Here is a 15,705-nt window from a genome sequence, read left to right on the forward strand (position 1 = left end):
AATATAAAATAACCATATCCATGCCACTTCAATTCAGCAACCACAGATTTGCCTCAAGAAGGTCATTCTTAAAAAAAACAAGTATCATTGCGCTTGGAAGTACGTTGCCAAGCCCAGCTTTTCTGTCTTTTGACACAGTCTCCAAGGATCAGATAATAAAAGTAGGACTGATAGGCTGCGGGGGCCGGGGAACCGGCGCCGCCATTCAGGCTTTACAAGCGGATCAGAACTGTCGGCTTACCGCCATGGCGGATATTTTTCAGGATCGCATGGACGAATCGTATGCCGCATTAATGGAAGTACGTCCCCAACAAGTGAAGGTTGACAAAAAACATCAATACTTAGGTTTTGATGCTTTTGAAAAGCTGATCAATAGCGACGTCGATGTCGTTTTGCTGACTTCACCTCCAGCATTCCGGCCGTTGCACCTGAAAGCCGCTGTGCAGGCTAAAAAACATATTTTTTGTGAAAAGCCAATGGCGGTAGATATTCCTGGGCTGCGGAGTGTAATGGAATCGGTCAAAAAAGCGAAAGAGTCAAACCTATCTGTCGTTTCAGGCTTTTGTTTTCGGTATGACCTGCCAAATCGCGCTATTTTTTCGAAAGTTCTGGACGGCGCTATTGGCCAGGTGAAGTCCATCAGCACTTTTCGTTATGGTGGCGAGGCAACCTACGTCGATCTCCGTCCCGAATGGAATAAAATGATGCAACAAATGCGAAATTGGATGTACTACAATTGGCTATCAGGAGATTTCATCGTCGAACAAGCTGTGCATAGCCTGGATATGATGTCCTGGGCCATGGGCGATATCATGCCCATCTCTGCTATGGGCACCGGTGGGCGACAGGTTCGCATCGATCCGAAGTACGGAAATATCTATGACCACTTTACTGTTGAGTTCAGGTACCAGAACGGAGCCATAGGGACCCATTTCTGCCGTCAACAGGCAGGTACAACACCCAGAAATACCGTGAGCATGCTGGGCACAGAGGGACAGGCAGAGGTAGTCATCGGAGCAAAACAGATAATCTCCGGCAAAGTACAGTGGCATTACGACGGTCCGAAAAATAACATGTATCAAACGCAGCACGACGAACTATTTGCCGCCATCAGAAACAATAAGCCCATCAATGATGGAGAATGGATGGCAAACAGCACACTGCTGGCTATCTGGGCACGAATGGTAGGGTATACGGGTCAGATTCTAACCTTTGACCAGGTGATCAACTCAAAGGAAAGCCTTGGACCTGACTTATCGTCGTATGACTGGGAAATGAATTTCGACGGACCTGCAGTCGCCATACCCGGCAAAACAAGGTTCAGCTAACATAGACAACACAAGATGAAAAGATTGATTTATGCTGTTCTCGCCATCATGCTGCTTATCCCCGGGACCACGATAGGACAAGCAGAAAATTTCTTCTATTTTGGCAATGAAATGCAATGGGACGAACTATTGTCAGGCACACAGACCGCAGATAAGATACAATGGATAAACGTAAATACCGATCCTGATACCTGGCGTGTCGAAAAAAATAAACTGGTTTGTACAGGTAAGCCCATCGGTGTGGTCCGCTCGGCGAAGCAGTACGAAAATTTTATTATTCATGTCGAATGGAATCATCAGCATGCAGGCGGCAATTCGGGTATCTTTGTCTGGTCGGATGCGAAGCCCAATAGTATCGGCCGGCTACCGGGTGGTGTAGAGGTACAGATGCTCGAACTGGATTGGGTAAATCAAAACCGCATTGACGGCAAACAGGCCCCAATAGCCTATGTACACGGCGAACTTTTCGGCGTAGGTGGCGTTCAAACGGTTCCGGACAATCCGCGTGGAACCCGGAGCAAATCCGTTGAAAACCGGGCCAAAGGTAAGGGAGAGTGGAACAGATATACAATCATATGTATAGATGGAACCATCAAGCTTGCCGTGAACGGCAAATTTGTCAACGGCGTACGGAACTCAACAATTAAAAAAGGCTATCTCTGTCTCGAATCTGAGGGCTCAGAAATCCACTTCCGAAACTTCAAGCTCATTGTACTCGAACCGGGCGCCATTATCGACCGGCAGGTAGCGGCACCTATTCTACCTTAGCAAAATAAAGAAAGTCCAAATTCGGGCGTTGGGGATCTGGACTTTCTTTACCGCTTTCCTTCATCCACGAACAGTAACCCAATAGGCTATCTAATCATACGACGCAAGGCATGAACAGTGATCAATTTTGGTGTCATTGAATAAACTGCCCCGCAAAGTATTCCATTGCATACCGTCCATCCGGACAGTGAACAGTCCTGTGGTTTTGATATCCAGAATATCCGCACGGTATTGCCCGTCTTTTTGGTTGAAATGGATCGCTGAAGTGTACTTGCCAGGTCAAACACGCAATATCATTATTAAACAATAAGTTTATATAAAAAATAGTAAATATATGATTAAAAAGCAATTAAAGTAGTAAATTACAAAATTGATAATTCGTCCGTCCAAGCAGAACTGCACATAGTTTCAATGCTCAGACGAAAACATCAGGTATAGAAGCTGCCAGCGGCATTCAACTACAATACTTGCCCTCTACACGACAATGGATAAAAAATCTTTTAGAAGGCTTAAAAAGTGCGCTGAAAGCGCCATATATAATACCCTCCTCGGTTACGAGCCATTACGTCGCGTGACCGCTGATAGCGACAGTCCAATGGGATACGAAAAGGGAATAAATCACTATCAATTAGATTAACCATAAGTTATAAATTATTTTTTCAATATTATTAAATCATTAAAAATCAAAAATATACAAAACCAATCTAAACAGATTGTTAAGATATAAATCGAATATACTGAGGAGGCTTATCCAGCCCCACATCCAGCCCAAATCTTCGCTCATCAGCTAAAATTTATCGATACGCTCTATTTGATTACATTTATACTGATCTTTGTGTCATGACGAACGCTGTTTACCCTTTTATTCTCGCTTTACATTCTTCGTGGCGCTGGGTTGTCCTGATAATCCTTTTGTTTAGTTTGCTCCGTTTTGCTCACAGAAAGAGGAGAAAACTATCTTTCAGTTCTGGTGACGCACTCACCAGAACTGCCGTCGTAGCCATTTTTTTTACTCAGGTTTTATTAGGTATCATTCTCTATGGATTAAGCCCGATCACGCACTATTTTTTGGCGCATTTTAACAACGCTGTTCATATGAGACAAATCCGATTTTTTGGCATGGAGCATAGCAGCATGATGTGCGTCGCCGCTCTCTTACTTCTTGTTGGGAACCTAAAATGCAAAAACGCCGATACTGATGAACGACGTTTCCGTATTCTGCTCACCTGGTATGCTGCAGCATTGCTGGTTATGCTGAGTTCAATCCCCTGGGAATTCTCTCCCTTAACCAGCAGACCGAGCTTTCGTGCCTTCTGATTAACTGTTTTGCCAGTTTCCTTTCCGTTTTTCCCGGAAGGCAGTCATTCCTTCTTTAAAATCGTCCGTTTCTCGCAACAGGGCAAGCTCACTGAGAAGGAATGAATACTTTTCCCCTTCGGCCTTCTGCCGAAGCTTACGCAAAGCAATAAAGCCCTTTGAGATGGCCAATGGGGCATTGTCAACGATCGTCGCTTTCAATGCCTTTAATTCCCCCTCCTGATCGTCTAAAATCGCGTGTAACAGACCTTTCGTTAACGCTTCCTCTGCAGAAAATGAGCTGCCACGGATGCAGAGGTCCATCGCCTTTCGCTCAGGCAGGTATTCCAGCAACAATGCGAGTACCTGAAAAGGAAAGAGCCCGATCTTCACTTCTGGAAGCGAAAACCGTACATGGGGCAACGCGAATAAATACGTGCAGGACAGGGCGATCAGAAATCCGCCTGCAATGACATCCCCTCTTACCACACAGACGGAGGGTTTATTCAGCTCTGCGAAGACTTCGGCCAAGGATTTGTCCACTTTCGGAATCCGTGGGTTTATGTTATCAACACTGGGATCCTCAAAAGCTTTAAGATCCATCCCTGCACAAAATACCGAACCTTCGGCTTCTATCTGGATCAGCCGCACCGTCGGATCTTCATTCGCCAGCCGAAGTGCGTAAGCAATCTCACTTACCATGGTCGGAGTAAAGGCATTTCTTTTTTCCGATCGGGCAAGGGTAAGCACAAATACGTGTTGTTCGCGCTGTATTTTTACGAAATTTAATTTTTCCATTGTGGTTCACATGATAAGGTTCCTGAAACTTTCCTCCAGACGTACGACGTCCAATGGGCGTCCTCTTTCAAAAAAATTGAGCAATATTTCGGAAGGAATATTGCCAACCAGATCATCCTTGGCGAATGGACAGCCGCCGTAACCAAGCAGTGCGCCTTCAAATTTACGGCATCCGGCAGTGTAAGCGGCTTCAACCTTCGCCAGACTGTCGTCCCGTTTCGCATGAAAATGCGCACCGATAGAAAGAGCAGGATAACGGCTGTTCACATGATCAAAAAGGGCGGTTATCTGCGGGACATTCGCTTCAGAAGTGGTATCGGCCAGAGAAAAATCGCTTATGCCAATTGCCAACAGCTTGTCTAGCCATTGGTCGACCAGTTCGGTGGACCAGGGATCATGATACGGATTTCCGAAAGCCATACTAATATATACAGCCAGCGTCTTTTTATGCGCATCAGCTAAAGCTTTCATTTCCTTCAACTGCTGATAGGAATCAGCAAGGCCTTTATTTGTATTGCGCAACTGAAAGGTCTCCGATATTGAAAATGGATAGCCAATAATATCGACTTTCTCTTCCTTGATCGCCTCCTCAGCACCCCGTAGGTTGGCCACTATTGCCAATAATTTCACACGGTCGTTTTTTACAATGCCCTGGAGTACGGCTTTTGTATCGGCCAGCTGCGGAACAGCCTTCGGCGAAACAAAAGATCCAAAATCAATAATATCAAATAATCCGCTCCTGATAAGGGTATTGATATGCTCAACTTTCTTCCCTGTCGGAATCAAAGCTGGCATGCCTTGAATGGCGTCCCGCGGACAGTCTACTAATATGACCTGGTCTTTCATCGCTATAATAGAATATCATTTATAGAATATCTTTCTGAATTTCTCTGGCAATTACCATTTTTTGGATACTCGACGTCCCCTCTCCTATCGTACATAACTTGGCATCCCTGAAAAATTTCTCCGCAGGGTAGTCTTTGGTAAAGCCGTAGCCCCCAAAAATCTGCACAGCTTCATTCGAAACATGAACTGCAGTTTCTGAAGCGTATAGCTTGGCCATCGCGCCGATTTTGGATACGCGTTCGCCGTGATCCTTAAGGTAGCCCGCCTGACGGGTCAGCAATTCGCTCGCTTCCACCTGGGTAGCCATATCTGCCAAAGCAAAGGAAACCGCCTGAAAATCGTAAATCTTCTTTCCGAACTGCTCACGCTCCTGCGCATAACGTAATGCACACTCATACGCGCCACGTGCGATACCCAACGACAAGGCCGCAATAGAAATGCGCCCTCCATCAAGCAATTTTAGTGCTTGCACAAAGCCCTGTCCCTCTTCCCCAATCAGCTGATCGCGATGAACCCGGCAATTGTCAAAGAAAAGACAGGCTGTCTCCGAAGCGCGCATACCAAGTTTATTTTCTTTCTTTCCAGCACTAAATCCCGGCGTTCCCTTCTCGACAATAAAGGCAGACATCCCCTTCTTGTCGCCTTTTGCTCCAGTACGTGCAATGACAACCGCAACATTTGAACTGATGGCATGGGTGATGAAATTTTTGGAACCGTTGAGAACGTAATGATCGCCGTCTTTTTCAGCAAATGTAGCCATTCCTCCAGCATCTGAGCCAGACCCCGTTTCCGTCAGCCCCCAGGCGCCGATCCACTCCGCTGTAGCGAGCTTAGGAAGATATCGTCTTTTCTGCTCTTCACTGGCAAAACTTAAAATATGATTGCTGCACAGCGAATTGTGCGCGGCAACCGACAGACCGATAGAACCGCATACTTTAGAAATCTCATCCAGCACAGTGATATATTCCTGATAGCCCAGCCCTGACCCGCCATAGGCTTCTGGGACCAGGATACCCATAAAGCCATGTTCACCCAATTTTTTAAAAACTTCGACCGGAAATATCTGGGCTTCATCCCATTCCATCACATAAGGTTTGATATGATACTGTGCAAAATCACGCGCACTCGCTCTGATCATATCCATTTGTTGTTTATTTTCAATAAACATAAGCATGAATATTAAATTTACAATCGGTAATACAATTCAAATATATCAAAATTATTAGGAATAAAATTGCAAAAATTCTAAAATTTTATTTTAAATTTATCTAAAAATAAGAAATTCTTAATAAAACAGCTTTTTAAACCAAGATTATAAACTATGGAGGAGCTACTTGCATTACTTCGTCAAAAAAGAGAAAATCTAAAACTGGGCGGCGGCATCGATAAAATCCAAAAATTGAAAGAGAAGGGAAAAATGTCTGCGTGGGAAAGGATTGAGTTTCTACTGGACACCGGCCGTGAGTACCTTGAAATCGGCATGTTTGCCGGCGAAGACATGTATGAGGAGCACGGCGGCTGCGTCAACGCCGGCTGCGTTGCAGTGCTGGGCTATGTTCAGTCAAGGCTCTGTGTGATCGTATCCAACGATGCCACGGTCAAAGCTGGTGCTTGGTTTCCGATCTCAGCAAAAAAAAACCTTCGGGCCCAGGAGATCGCCATGGAAAACAACCTACCGATCATTTACCTGGTGGACTCTGCAGGTGTTTTTCTACCCATGCAAGATGAAATTTTCCCTGATAAGGAACATTTTGGCAGGATATTCCGTAATAATGCCCGTATGTCATCGATGGGTATTCCCCAGATTGCCGCTATTATGGGCAGCTGCGTCGCTGGTGGCGCCTACCTTCCGATCATGTCGGACTATGCCTTTATCGTGGAAGGCACAGGATCGGTATTTCTCGCAGGTCCCTATCTGGTCAAATCGGCGATTGGTGAAACAGTAGATGCCGAAACCTTGGGCGGTGCCTCTACACATTCCGAAATATCGGGCGTCACAGACAATAAATTTCCTGACGATCAAAGCTGCCTGACAGCCATAAAAAATGTCATCGATAAAATAGGAGGACATACCAAAGCAAATTTTAGCCGGAAGGAAAGCATTGCCCCCAAGGTTGACCCCGGGAAGATTTCGGACATATTGCCCGACGACCGGACAAAACCCTACCGCATGCAGGATATCCTGGAAGCCATTGTAGATGCAGACACGCTGGAAGAATACAAGCCTGATTATGGCAAAACCATTGTTTGCGCGCTGGCCCGGGTGGATGGATGGGCAGTAGGCATAGTCGCCAACCAACGGGAAATCATCAAAGCGAGGAAACCGGGAAATGCCATGGAAATGCAGATGGGCGGCGTTATCTACAGTGATTCGGCAGACAAGGCAGCACGCTTTATCATGAACTGCAACCAACAGCATATCCCGCTTGTTTTCTTCCAGGATGTGACGGGATTTATGGTCGGTAGTCGCTCCGAACAAGGCGGAATTATTAAAGATGGTGCCAAAATGGTAAACGCGATGGCCAATTCGGTTGTACCTAAATTTACTTTTATCATCGGCAACAGTTATGGTGCAGGCAATTACGCGATGTGTGGAAAAGCGTATGATCCACGGCTTATATATGCCTGGCCCACTGCACAGATGGCGGTTATGAGCGGTGCCGCCGCCGGCAAAACGTTATTCCAGATACAGGAGTCTGCACTTAGAGCCCGGGGTAAAGAGATCAGTGATTCGGAAAAGAACACACTGATGAAATCCATTGAAGACCGTTATAATAAGCAGCTCAGTCCCTATTATGCCGCTGCAAGGCTTTGGGTCGACGGCATTATAGCTCCGCAAGAGACGCGCAAAGTCATTAGCATGGGCATCGAAGCAGCCAACGAAAAACCTATTGTCGAACGCTATAATGTAGGTGTGATCCAGGTATAACCCAATCTAGACCCAATCTAGACGATTAAAATAACAAAAAAGTCCTCACCGCAATCTGTTTGGTGAGGACTTTCGGAAAAATAAAAACGTATAAGTGCTAGGTGCTCCATACACGGCTAAGGTGCTCAAAAGCAGTTATAGACTCCGGATTTCGCATAATATCCCGTGACACGGCTTTATCCGCCGGTATGCCCGAAAAAAGCTTTTTAATGGGCAGTTCCAGCTTTTTACCACTCAAGGTATACGGAATCGCATCCACCTGAAAAATCCGGTCCGGGACATGACGCGGGCTGTATTGCTGCCGCAGCGACCTTTTAATCCGATCTTTTAAAGCGTCTTCCAGCATACCATCGCGAAGCTGCACAAACAGAAGCATGTCAGATCCTCCGTTCTGATGATCGACGCAGATAACAAGGCTATCTCCTACTTCCTCGATCGTGTTGAGGACGTTGTACACTTCGGCTGTTCCGATCCGGACCCCACCACGGTTTAGGGTTGCGTCCGAACGTCCGTACATGATAATGCCATCATTTTCAGTAATTTTGATCCAATCACCATGACTCCAGATCCCCGGAAATTTATCAAAATAACTGTCAAAGTACTTTTCGTTATTTGCATCGTTCCAAAAATAGATCGGCATACAGGGCATGGGCGCCAGGATAACCAGCTCGCCGACCTCCTGCTGCACAGCAGCGCCATTTTCGTTAAAGGCAGCAATCTTGGCTCCTAAAGTACGACATTGAATCTCGCCGGCGTACACATCTAGCAGTGTACATCCGGATAAAAATGCGCTGCACACATCCGTACCGCCACTTAGTGATATAATCTGACTTTTTGGAAATTGATCATGAAGCCATTCAAATACGTCCGGCGGAAGTGGTGATCCCGTCGATCCGAGGGTCTTGGGACAATAGTTTAACGCTCGCAGGTGCTGATCCCGGCAGGAAATCAAATAGGCAGCACCGGCACCGAAATGGTCTACCTCTGCTTCTTTAGCAAATTGCCACAACTTCATTTTATCGGGATAATGTGTTGCGCCATCATAGATACAAAGCGTATTGCTCATCAATAGTGCCGAAAGCGCATAGTTCCACATCATCCAGCCCGTCGTCGAATACCACATGAATCGCTCCCCTTCCTGTACATTCTGGTGCAGTGCCAGCGCCTTCATATGCTCCAGCAGCATGCCCCCTGTGCCATGGGTGATTGCCTTCGGCTTTCCCGTAGTACCGGAGGAATACAGAATCCATATCGGATCATCAAAACTGACAGGAGTATACTGGAGGACTGTATGGGCAATATCCCTCGTCATGATCTGCGTCCATGCAGGATCATCCACAAAAACACAGGCCGACAGTGAAGGAAGCTGCTCTGCAAGCATTCGGATGCTTTGCTCCTTGTCGAATAGACGTCCATTGTAAGCATAGTTTGCGTTTGCAAAGAGTACTTTGGGCTCAATTTGCCCAAAGCGATCCTGAATGCTTGCTTCCCCAAAATCAGGAGAACAACAGGACCAGATTGCGCCAATCGAATTGGTGGCCAGAAACAGGGCAACAGCTTCTACGCCGTTGATCAGCACGCCTGCGACACGGTCGCCCTTGGATACACCTCTCTCTTTCAGAAATAGTTGCAGCCGCAGGACCATATCGTGCAATTCAACCCAGGAGACCTCACGCAACGCCGTCCGTTCGGACTGAAAGATCAAAGCCGGCCGCAGATCGGTGGCACACCGAAATACATGCTCGGCATAGCTTAATGTGGCGCCACTAAACCATTTGGTTCCAATAAAACTTGCGGTGTCCGTTGGCGGTTCCAGGATAGTTACCGGCTCGGCATGAAAATTTACCTGAAAAAATCTGGCGACATCAGCCCAGAAAACAGCGAGGTTGTCTGTGGACCATTCCCAGAGCGCATGATACGACGCGAAAGTCAGTTGATGCCGCTGTTCGACGTACTGTTTAAACTGCCCAATCCCAGATTCAGATTTTTGGTCTTCTGTCGGACTCCAGAGTAATTTTCCCATAATAGTTGGATATAAAACGGTTATACTCAAACTTAGCTAAATTTGACCGCATTTACAACTTTATTTCAGAGAAAAACAGAACAAAAAAATTATAAATATATAATAAACAAAAGATTATTTGGGGAAAAGGTTGTAGCATAAAACAATTTATACACTAAAGCACCTCAATCTCCGTTCCGTCTGCCGTCGGATGCCCTGTACATAGTAAAATGCGTCCGTTTTCCACTTCACGGTCCGTCAGCACTTCATTATAATCCATGCGTACATTTCCTTTTGTACATTGCGAAATGCAGGTGCTGCACATCCCCGACTTACAGGAATAGGGCAGTTTTATGTTATGCTCGAGACCGACATCAAGAATCGACTTATCGTAAGGAACCTTCAGCGGATAGGTATGCCCCCGAAAATGTAATTTGATTGCATATGTTGTCATATCGACCTGCTTCTCGGTTTCGTCATCATCATCTTCTTCATTTTCAGGCAACAAAAAGGTCTCCCGTTTGATCTGTTGTGCATCGAAGCCTATTCCCAGTAAGGTGAACCGGCAAAGATCCATATAGATGACCGGGCCGCAGGTGTAAAAGAGCGCCTCGGACCTGGCGCCAACCAGATGCTCGTTAACAATAGAAAGGATATAGTCTCTATTTAGCCGGGCTTTCAATAAAAATTTGCTATCGGAATAGATCCATATAATGGTTAACCGGTCGGGAAACTGCCTTGCCCAATGTTCCAGTTCTGCCTTAAAAGGAGTTTGTGCCGACGAGCTATTACTATAGACAAGGACAACCCTGGATTTATTTTCGGCAAGCAACGCCGTCTTCAGAATCGAATACAACGGGGTAATGCCTATCCCCGCTGCAAACAAAAACAATGTCCGCACTTTGTCCCTTTCCGGCTCATAGAAAAACAATCCCTGGGGTTCCAGCGCCTGAACAATATCACCTTCGGCAACCCTATGATGCAATAAGCGGGATATCTCGCCGTTCTCCACACGTTTCACCGTAATGCTCATTGGCTCATCGTTGTCAGGAGAACTATTAAATGAATAGGACCGCCGGACCTCCCGATCGCCAAACATAAATGAAAGAGTGATAAACTGCCCCGCCTTATACTTTGGATAGTCCGCAGTCAATGGCTCCAGCTGAAAAGTAAGATTATGATTAGGCTGGGGAATTATTTTTGTTATCCTGAGTGCATACATAATTCAAACATAGATAAATTTGCTATGAAATGCAATCATACAACGCCGTGTATAGCAACAGTAAAATGATAACAATTTTGTTGTATTACAATAGGCAGACAATTCTCGCACAATAATTGTGAATTTTCACGTTATATTTATATCAAAACTTAATCATAACAAGATTATATGCAAACACGCAGAAACTTCCTTCAAAATGCAGCAAAAGCCACATTGGGCATCGCTGTATCTGGATCGATATTACAAGATATTGCTTCCGCGAAAGCAACTGAATTAAATGCCGCTACGTTAACGTTCTCTCAAGTAAAGTTACCTTTCAGTTATGCTGCATTGGAGCCAAATATTGATGCCTTGACGATGGAAATCCATTATACAAAGCATCATATGGCATATATAAACGCTGTTAATGACGCAATTATTACTGAAAACATCAAGGAAACTTCTGAGGAACAGCTTTTGGCGAATATATCCAAGTATTCTGCTAAGGCTCGCAATAACGCAGGCGGGGCCTGGAACCATAATTTTTTCTGGGAGAGCTTATCGGACAAGCCCGGACAGCCCGGTGAGAAGCTCTCTGCGATGATCAATAAAGCCTTCGGTTCATTTGATAAATTCAAAGAACAGTTTGGCGCCGCTGCGGCTTCCCGTTTTGGTTCGGGCTGGGCATGGTTGATTCTCGACGATTCCGGCAATCTGAAGATCAGCTCCACGCCAAATCAGGACAATCCGCTAATGGATGTAGCGGAAGTGAAAGGTATTCCCGTTTTGGGCTTGGATGTATGGGAACATGCTTACTATCTGCATTATCAAAACAAAAGAGCGGACTACATCAAAAACTGGTGGAATGTCGTGAACTGGAAAAAAGTCGACGAAAGAATAGCATAATAAAAAAGCCTGATATAATCAGGCTTTTTTATTATCTGTCCGTTAGACAATCTAACCGAGTATTTCTTTTAGCTTATTAATCTGGAAATCTGTTAGCTTCTGAAGCGGTCCGGAGGCAATCATTTTCATCATCATATTGAGGTCAGCGTCAATGACAAATGTAGCTTTCGTAACAGTTGCAGCGGCTTCCTCTAACTCCCAGCGTAATGTCACCTCAAAAGGTGCCTTCTCCGAAGGGACCAATCGGATGAGCTGGTTCTTTACCCTTTCGGCTACCGTCAATGCTAATTTTGCCATGTTCTGAATGGTGAAACGCGCTTCGTCAGCAGTTGATGACCAGTTGTAAATATTATCGGGCATCAACTGTTCATGGTTATTCAAGTCCGACAAAAAGGCATATACCTCACTGATATTCCTATTGATCGCTGTAGTATTTTGAATAGTCGTCATAACGGTATATATTGGTTTCTATTGAAAGCTTACGCCCCATCCTGCTGGATTTAATCTCCATTTTTTCAAGATCTCAACGTCTTCCTCCAGGACGTAGCTGTTTTCTGCTGCAACCTGAATCAACGCATCATAATTGCACAGACTAAAGTAAGGACATTTCGCTTCTGCAAAATTGTCCGTTGCTTCCTGCAGTCCATAGGTAAAAATCGAAACCAGGCCAACAACGTTACATCCCGCTTCCCGAAGCGCCTTGACAGCCACTAAACTACTTTTTCCTGTTGAGATCAAGTCTTCAACGACAACAACGCGCTGACCGCTGACCACTTCTCCCTCGATCATATTTTGACGGCCATGATCCTTCGCAGAACTTCTTACATAGGAAAACGGCAGTCCTAAATCCTGTGCCACCAAAACACCTTGCGGAATACCTGCCGTAGCGACTCCTGAAATCATATCCACTGATCCAAACTCCTCTTGAATAAGCTTTGAAAGCTTCTGACGAATATACGTACGTATCGCTGGATGAGATAAAGTGATACGGTTATCACAGTAAATTGGAGACTTCCAACCCGACGCCCATGTAAAAGGACTTTTAGGTTGCAATTTTATTGCTTTAATTTGCAATAAGGATTCAGCAACTTTTTGTTCAACCTCATTTAAATTATTCATGGCGCAAATTTATAAAATTTATATGAACGAAACCGTGCTAATTTTGGCAGATTTCGTTCCTTCAAAAATCAAAAACCCGCAAACAATTAGTATTCAAGACATTGAACTCCAAAAACTTTTCAAACAATCTGAGATTGACAAAGTTCCAAAGACCTATCTCTACATCAATAAGGATTTTGAGACTGTATTCCAAAACTTAAAAAGCAAGCACAAAATCATAAAGGCAGCTGGCGGGCTGGTCAAAAACGGCGACGGGGAGTATCTTTTTATCTACCGTCTGGGCAAATGGGACCTGCCGAAAGGTAAAGTCGAAGACAACGAGAAAATGAAAGAGGCGGCAGTCCGTGAAGTGGAAGAAGAATGTGGCATAAAAATCCATTATTTAGGAAAAAAAATCACCACATCGTATCATACTTATTATCTACGCAATGGCGAGTTTGTGCTCAAAGCGACCAATTGGTATGAAATGGGTGTGAATAAAGTTCCAAAGTTGATCCCACAGACTGCAGAAGATATTACAAAGGCAGAGTGGCGCAGTACGGACCAGTTTGAAGACCTGCTGACCAATACCTACCCGATTATTGAAAATATCATCAAAAAGGCGAAATAAATAACCTTTTGAGGTTCAGCTGACACTAGTACGTCGGATCATGCTTATTTTTATGCAATGGAAAATTTAACTGGAAAAAGAGCTTTAGTGACGGGTGGAGCAAGAGGCCTCGGCAGAGCCATTGCTGCAGCGCTCGTCAAAGAAGGGGTGCAAGTGGCTATAACAGGCCGGAATGAAATGGCATTGAAACAGGCTGTTGCCGAACTCAGCGTGTCGGGTACAGCGGTTACCTATGCCGTGTTTGATGTGGCTGACCACGCAGCAGTGGAACGTGAAATTCAGCAATTGAACCACAGCTTTGGCAACTTTGACATTCTTATCAACAATGCTGGGATATCTTCTTTTGCTTCGGTCGCTGACATGGATGTTGCGGACTGGACGGACATCATACAGGTCAATCTGCTGGGCACATATTTTGTTACAAAGGCCATGCTGCCACAATTTCTCGCACAGAATTATGGCGATATTGTAATGGTATCCTCAACTGCCGGATTGAATGGCGCGGCGACCACTTCAGCCTATAGTGCATCAAAATTCGGTGTTATCGGATTTGCCGATTCACTGATGCGTGAGGTGCGCAAAAACAATATTCGTGTATGTACCTTGATGCCGAGCACTATTGCTTCAGATATGTCCAAACAGCTGGGCCTGACAGATGGAGATCCGGACAAAGTCCTTCAACCTGAAGATTTTGCCGAACTCGTCGTGGCAAATCTGAAGCTACCGCGGAGAGCGATGTTAAAATCGGCTTCTTTGTGGTCCACAAATCCCTAAAACAACATCGTAAAAACGTTGGCACCGCCGGAGCAACTGCCTCCGGCTGTTATAAATAAAGAAACTATGAGTCAATTATTTTCACCGATCACCATTGGACAGCTTCAGTTCAAAAACCGCTTAGTGGTGTCTCCCATGTGTCAATATTCTGCAGAAGATGGCTTTGCCAACAACTGGCACCTTGTGCATCTCGGACAATTTGCCCTTGGCGGCGCGGCAGCTATCATTCAGGAAGCGACAGCGGTCACACCTGAAGGCCGCATCAGTTATGGTGACCTGGGACTATGGGAAGATAGTCAGATCCCAAAATTAAAAGAAATAACAGATTTCATAAAGGCCAATGGCGCTATCCCCGGTATACAGCTCGCGCACGCAGGCCGCAAAGCAAGCAGCAATAAGCCTTGGGCGGGACGTGGTCAATTTGCGCCTACAGAACCCTTCGGATGGCAGACAGTAGCCCCATCGGCACTGACCTTCCATACTGGCGATTATCTTCCCCAGGAACTTAAAATTCATCAAATAGAGGAACTGGTCGAGCAATTCGGTGCAGCAGCAAAAAGGGCGGTGTCTGCCGGCTACGAGATTATAGAACTGCATGCTGCCCATGGCTACCTCATCCATCAGTTTTTGTCTCCGCTGAGCAATGTCCGGACAGACATCTTCGGCGGTACATTCGAAAATAGAATACGCTTTCTCCTTAGGATCGTACAGCGGGTGAAACAAGAAATGACAACACAGAACCTTTGGGTACGTATTTCCGCAACCGACTGGGCGCCCAATGGCTGGGACCTGGAACAATCCATCAGGCTATCTCAGCAACTGGCAACTCTGGGTGTCGAGCTCATTGATGTTTCAAGCGGCGGATTGGTGTCGCACCAAAAAATCGATGTCGGGCCTGCGTATCAGCTTCCCTTTGCTATAGCCCTCAAGGAAAAGACAGCTCTTAAAATAGCCACCGTTGGAATGATAAAGACGGCGGACCAGGCAGCCGATATCATTGCACAAAATCAGGCCGACCTGATTTTGATCGCAAGAGCTTTTCTGGATGATCCTCATCTTCCTTTACGTTTTGCGAAACAACTCCAGACCGAGGTATCATGGCCCAAACAGTACGAAAGAGCTAAATAA

The 15,705-nt window shown here is 45.5% G+C and carries 14 protein-coding genes; 7 read left to right on the top strand and 7 right to left on the bottom strand.

What is annotated here, in order from left to right; translation table 11 throughout:
- Positions 1-20 precede the first annotated feature (20 nt).
- A complete protein-coding gene (locus FGL37_RS24170) occupies positions 21-1,328 on the top strand; it encodes a Gfo/Idh/MocA family protein (protein WP_028068509.1) in 1,308 nt (435 codons plus the stop codon).
- A gap of 15 nt (positions 1,329-1,343) precedes the next feature.
- A complete protein-coding gene (locus FGL37_RS24175) occupies positions 1,344-2,096 on the top strand; it encodes a 3-keto-disaccharide hydrolase (RefSeq protein WP_028068510.1) in 753 nt (250 codons plus the stop codon).
- 1,317 nt (positions 2,097-3,413) lie between these two features.
- Here the strand turns inward: FGL37_RS24175 and FGL37_RS24180 are convergent.
- From FGL37_RS24180 to FGL37_RS24190, 3 genes are read right to left on the bottom strand one after another with little or no spacing between them, the layout of a single operon-like run.
- Positions 3,414-4,190, bottom strand: a complete 777-nt coding sequence (locus FGL37_RS24180; RefSeq protein WP_028068512.1) for an enoyl-CoA hydratase/isomerase family protein — start codon at positions 4,188-4,190, stop codon at positions 3,414-3,416.
- A 6-nt stretch (positions 4,191-4,196) separates the two neighbouring features.
- Entirely contained in the window at positions 4,197-5,036 is an 840-nt protein-coding gene (locus FGL37_RS24185; RefSeq protein ID WP_028068513.1) for a hydroxymethylglutaryl-CoA lyase-like TIM-barrel protein, read from the bottom strand.
- 19 nt (positions 5,037-5,055) lie between these two features.
- Positions 5,056-6,204, bottom strand: coding sequence for an acyl-CoA dehydrogenase family protein (locus FGL37_RS24190; RefSeq protein WP_028068514.1), 1,149 nt, complete (start codon positions 6,202-6,204; stop codon positions 5,056-5,058).
- Between the two features lie 153 nt (positions 6,205-6,357).
- On the opposite strand from FGL37_RS24190, the gene FGL37_RS24195 reads away from it, so the two are divergent.
- Positions 6,358-7,965: an acyl-CoA carboxylase subunit beta gene (locus FGL37_RS24195; protein WP_028068515.1), complete on the top strand. Its 1,608-nt coding sequence runs from the start codon at positions 6,358-6,360 to the stop codon at positions 7,963-7,965.
- Positions 7,966-8,062: 97 nt separating this feature from the next.
- Here the strand turns inward: FGL37_RS24195 and FGL37_RS24200 are convergent, their stop codons facing one another.
- Positions 8,063-9,988: an acetoacetate--CoA ligase gene (locus tag FGL37_RS24200; protein WP_037532151.1), complete on the bottom strand. Its 1,926-nt coding sequence runs from the start codon at positions 9,986-9,988 to the stop codon at positions 8,063-8,065.
- Between the two features lie 154 nt (positions 9,989-10,142).
- Positions 10,143-11,189, bottom strand: a complete 1,047-nt coding sequence (locus tag FGL37_RS24205) for a 2Fe-2S iron-sulfur cluster-binding protein (protein WP_028068516.1) — start codon at positions 11,187-11,189, stop codon at positions 10,143-10,145.
- A gap of 168 nt (positions 11,190-11,357) precedes the next feature.
- Here FGL37_RS24205 and FGL37_RS24210 point away from each other — a divergent pair, with 168 nt between their 5' ends.
- Positions 11,358-12,074, top strand: coding sequence for a superoxide dismutase (locus FGL37_RS24210; RefSeq protein WP_028068517.1), 717 nt, complete (start codon positions 11,358-11,360; stop codon positions 12,072-12,074).
- A 51-nt stretch (positions 12,075-12,125) separates the two neighbouring features.
- On the opposite strand, the gene FGL37_RS24215 is transcribed toward FGL37_RS24210, so the two are convergent.
- Both FGL37_RS24215 and pyrE read right to left on the bottom strand, forming a co-directional pair.
- On the bottom strand, positions 12,126-12,524 hold the full coding sequence (locus FGL37_RS24215; protein ID WP_028068518.1) for an SRPBCC family protein: 399 nt from the start codon (positions 12,522-12,524) through the stop codon (positions 12,126-12,128).
- Positions 12,525-12,542: 18 nt separating this feature from the next.
- Entirely contained in the window at positions 12,543-13,193 is a 651-nt protein-coding gene (gene pyrE / locus FGL37_RS24220; protein WP_028068519.1) for an orotate phosphoribosyltransferase, read from the bottom strand.
- A 22-nt stretch (positions 13,194-13,215) separates the two neighbouring features.
- Here pyrE and FGL37_RS24225 point away from each other — a divergent pair, with 22 nt between their 5' ends.
- The 3 genes from FGL37_RS24225 to FGL37_RS24235 all read left to right on the top strand — a co-directional run bounded on the left by FGL37_RS24225 (position 13,216) and on the right by FGL37_RS24235 (position 15,705).
- Positions 13,216-13,803 carry an NUDIX domain-containing protein gene (locus tag FGL37_RS24225; protein WP_232048769.1) on the top strand — a complete coding sequence of 196 codons (588 nt, stop codon included), beginning with the start codon at positions 13,216-13,218 and terminating at the stop codon, positions 13,801-13,803.
- A 57-nt stretch (positions 13,804-13,860) separates the two neighbouring features.
- The gene (locus FGL37_RS24230) at positions 13,861-14,577 is read left to right on the top strand and encodes a 3-ketoacyl-ACP reductase (RefSeq protein WP_028068521.1); all 717 of its coding nucleotides are present in this window, start codon (positions 13,861-13,863) and stop codon (positions 14,575-14,577) included.
- A gap of 66 nt (positions 14,578-14,643) precedes the next feature.
- A complete protein-coding gene (locus FGL37_RS24235; RefSeq protein ID WP_028068522.1) occupies positions 14,644-15,705 on the top strand; it encodes an NADH:flavin oxidoreductase/NADH oxidase in 1,062 nt (353 codons plus the stop codon).

The organism is Sphingobacterium thalpophilum (assembly GCF_901482695.1).
Lineage (GTDB): Bacteria > Bacteroidota > Bacteroidia > Sphingobacteriales > Sphingobacteriaceae > Sphingobacterium > Sphingobacterium thalpophilum.

What these genes read in the sequence shown, in the direction of transcription:
- FGL37_RS24200 (WP_037532151.1), bottom strand. Translation starts at nt 9,988, where the DNA reads ATGGGAAAATTACTCTGGAGTCCGACAGAAGACCAAAAATCTGAATCT.
- FGL37_RS24185 (WP_028068513.1), bottom strand. Translation starts at nt 5,036, where the DNA reads ATGAAAGACCAGGTCATATTAGTAGACTGTCCGCGGGACGCCATTCAA.
- FGL37_RS24190 (WP_028068514.1), bottom strand. Translation starts at nt 6,204, where the DNA reads ATGTTTATTGAAAATAAACAACAAATGGATATGATCAGAGCGAGTGCG.
- FGL37_RS24195 (WP_028068515.1), top strand. Translation starts at nt 6,358, where the DNA reads ATGGAGGAGCTACTTGCATTACTTCGTCAAAAAAGAGAAAATCTAAAA.
- FGL37_RS24210 (WP_028068517.1), top strand. Translation starts at nt 11,358, where the DNA reads ATGCAAACACGCAGAAACTTCCTTCAAAATGCAGCAAAAGCCACATTG.
- FGL37_RS24225 (WP_232048769.1), top strand. Translation starts at nt 13,216, where the DNA reads ATGAACGAAACCGTGCTAATTTTGGCAGATTTCGTTCCTTCAAAAATC.
- FGL37_RS24215 (WP_028068518.1), bottom strand. Translation starts at nt 12,524, where the DNA reads ATGACGACTATTCAAAATACTACAGCGATCAATAGGAATATCAGTGAG.
- FGL37_RS24170 (WP_028068509.1), top strand. Translation starts at nt 21, where the DNA reads ATGCCACTTCAATTCAGCAACCACAGATTTGCCTCAAGAAGGTCATTC.
- FGL37_RS24175 (WP_028068510.1), top strand. Translation starts at nt 1,344, where the DNA reads ATGAAAAGATTGATTTATGCTGTTCTCGCCATCATGCTGCTTATCCCC.
- FGL37_RS24230 (WP_028068521.1), top strand. Translation starts at nt 13,861, where the DNA reads ATGGAAAATTTAACTGGAAAAAGAGCTTTAGTGACGGGTGGAGCAAGA.
- pyrE (WP_028068519.1), bottom strand. Translation starts at nt 13,193, where the DNA reads ATGAATAATTTAAATGAGGTTGAACAAAAAGTTGCTGAATCCTTATTG.
- FGL37_RS24235 (WP_028068522.1), top strand. Translation starts at nt 14,644, where the DNA reads ATGAGTCAATTATTTTCACCGATCACCATTGGACAGCTTCAGTTCAAA.
- FGL37_RS24205 (WP_028068516.1), bottom strand. Translation starts at nt 11,189, where the DNA reads ATGTATGCACTCAGGATAACAAAAATAATTCCCCAGCCTAATCATAAT.
- FGL37_RS24180 (WP_028068512.1), bottom strand. Translation starts at nt 4,190, where the DNA reads ATGGAAAAATTAAATTTCGTAAAAATACAGCGCGAACAACACGTATTT.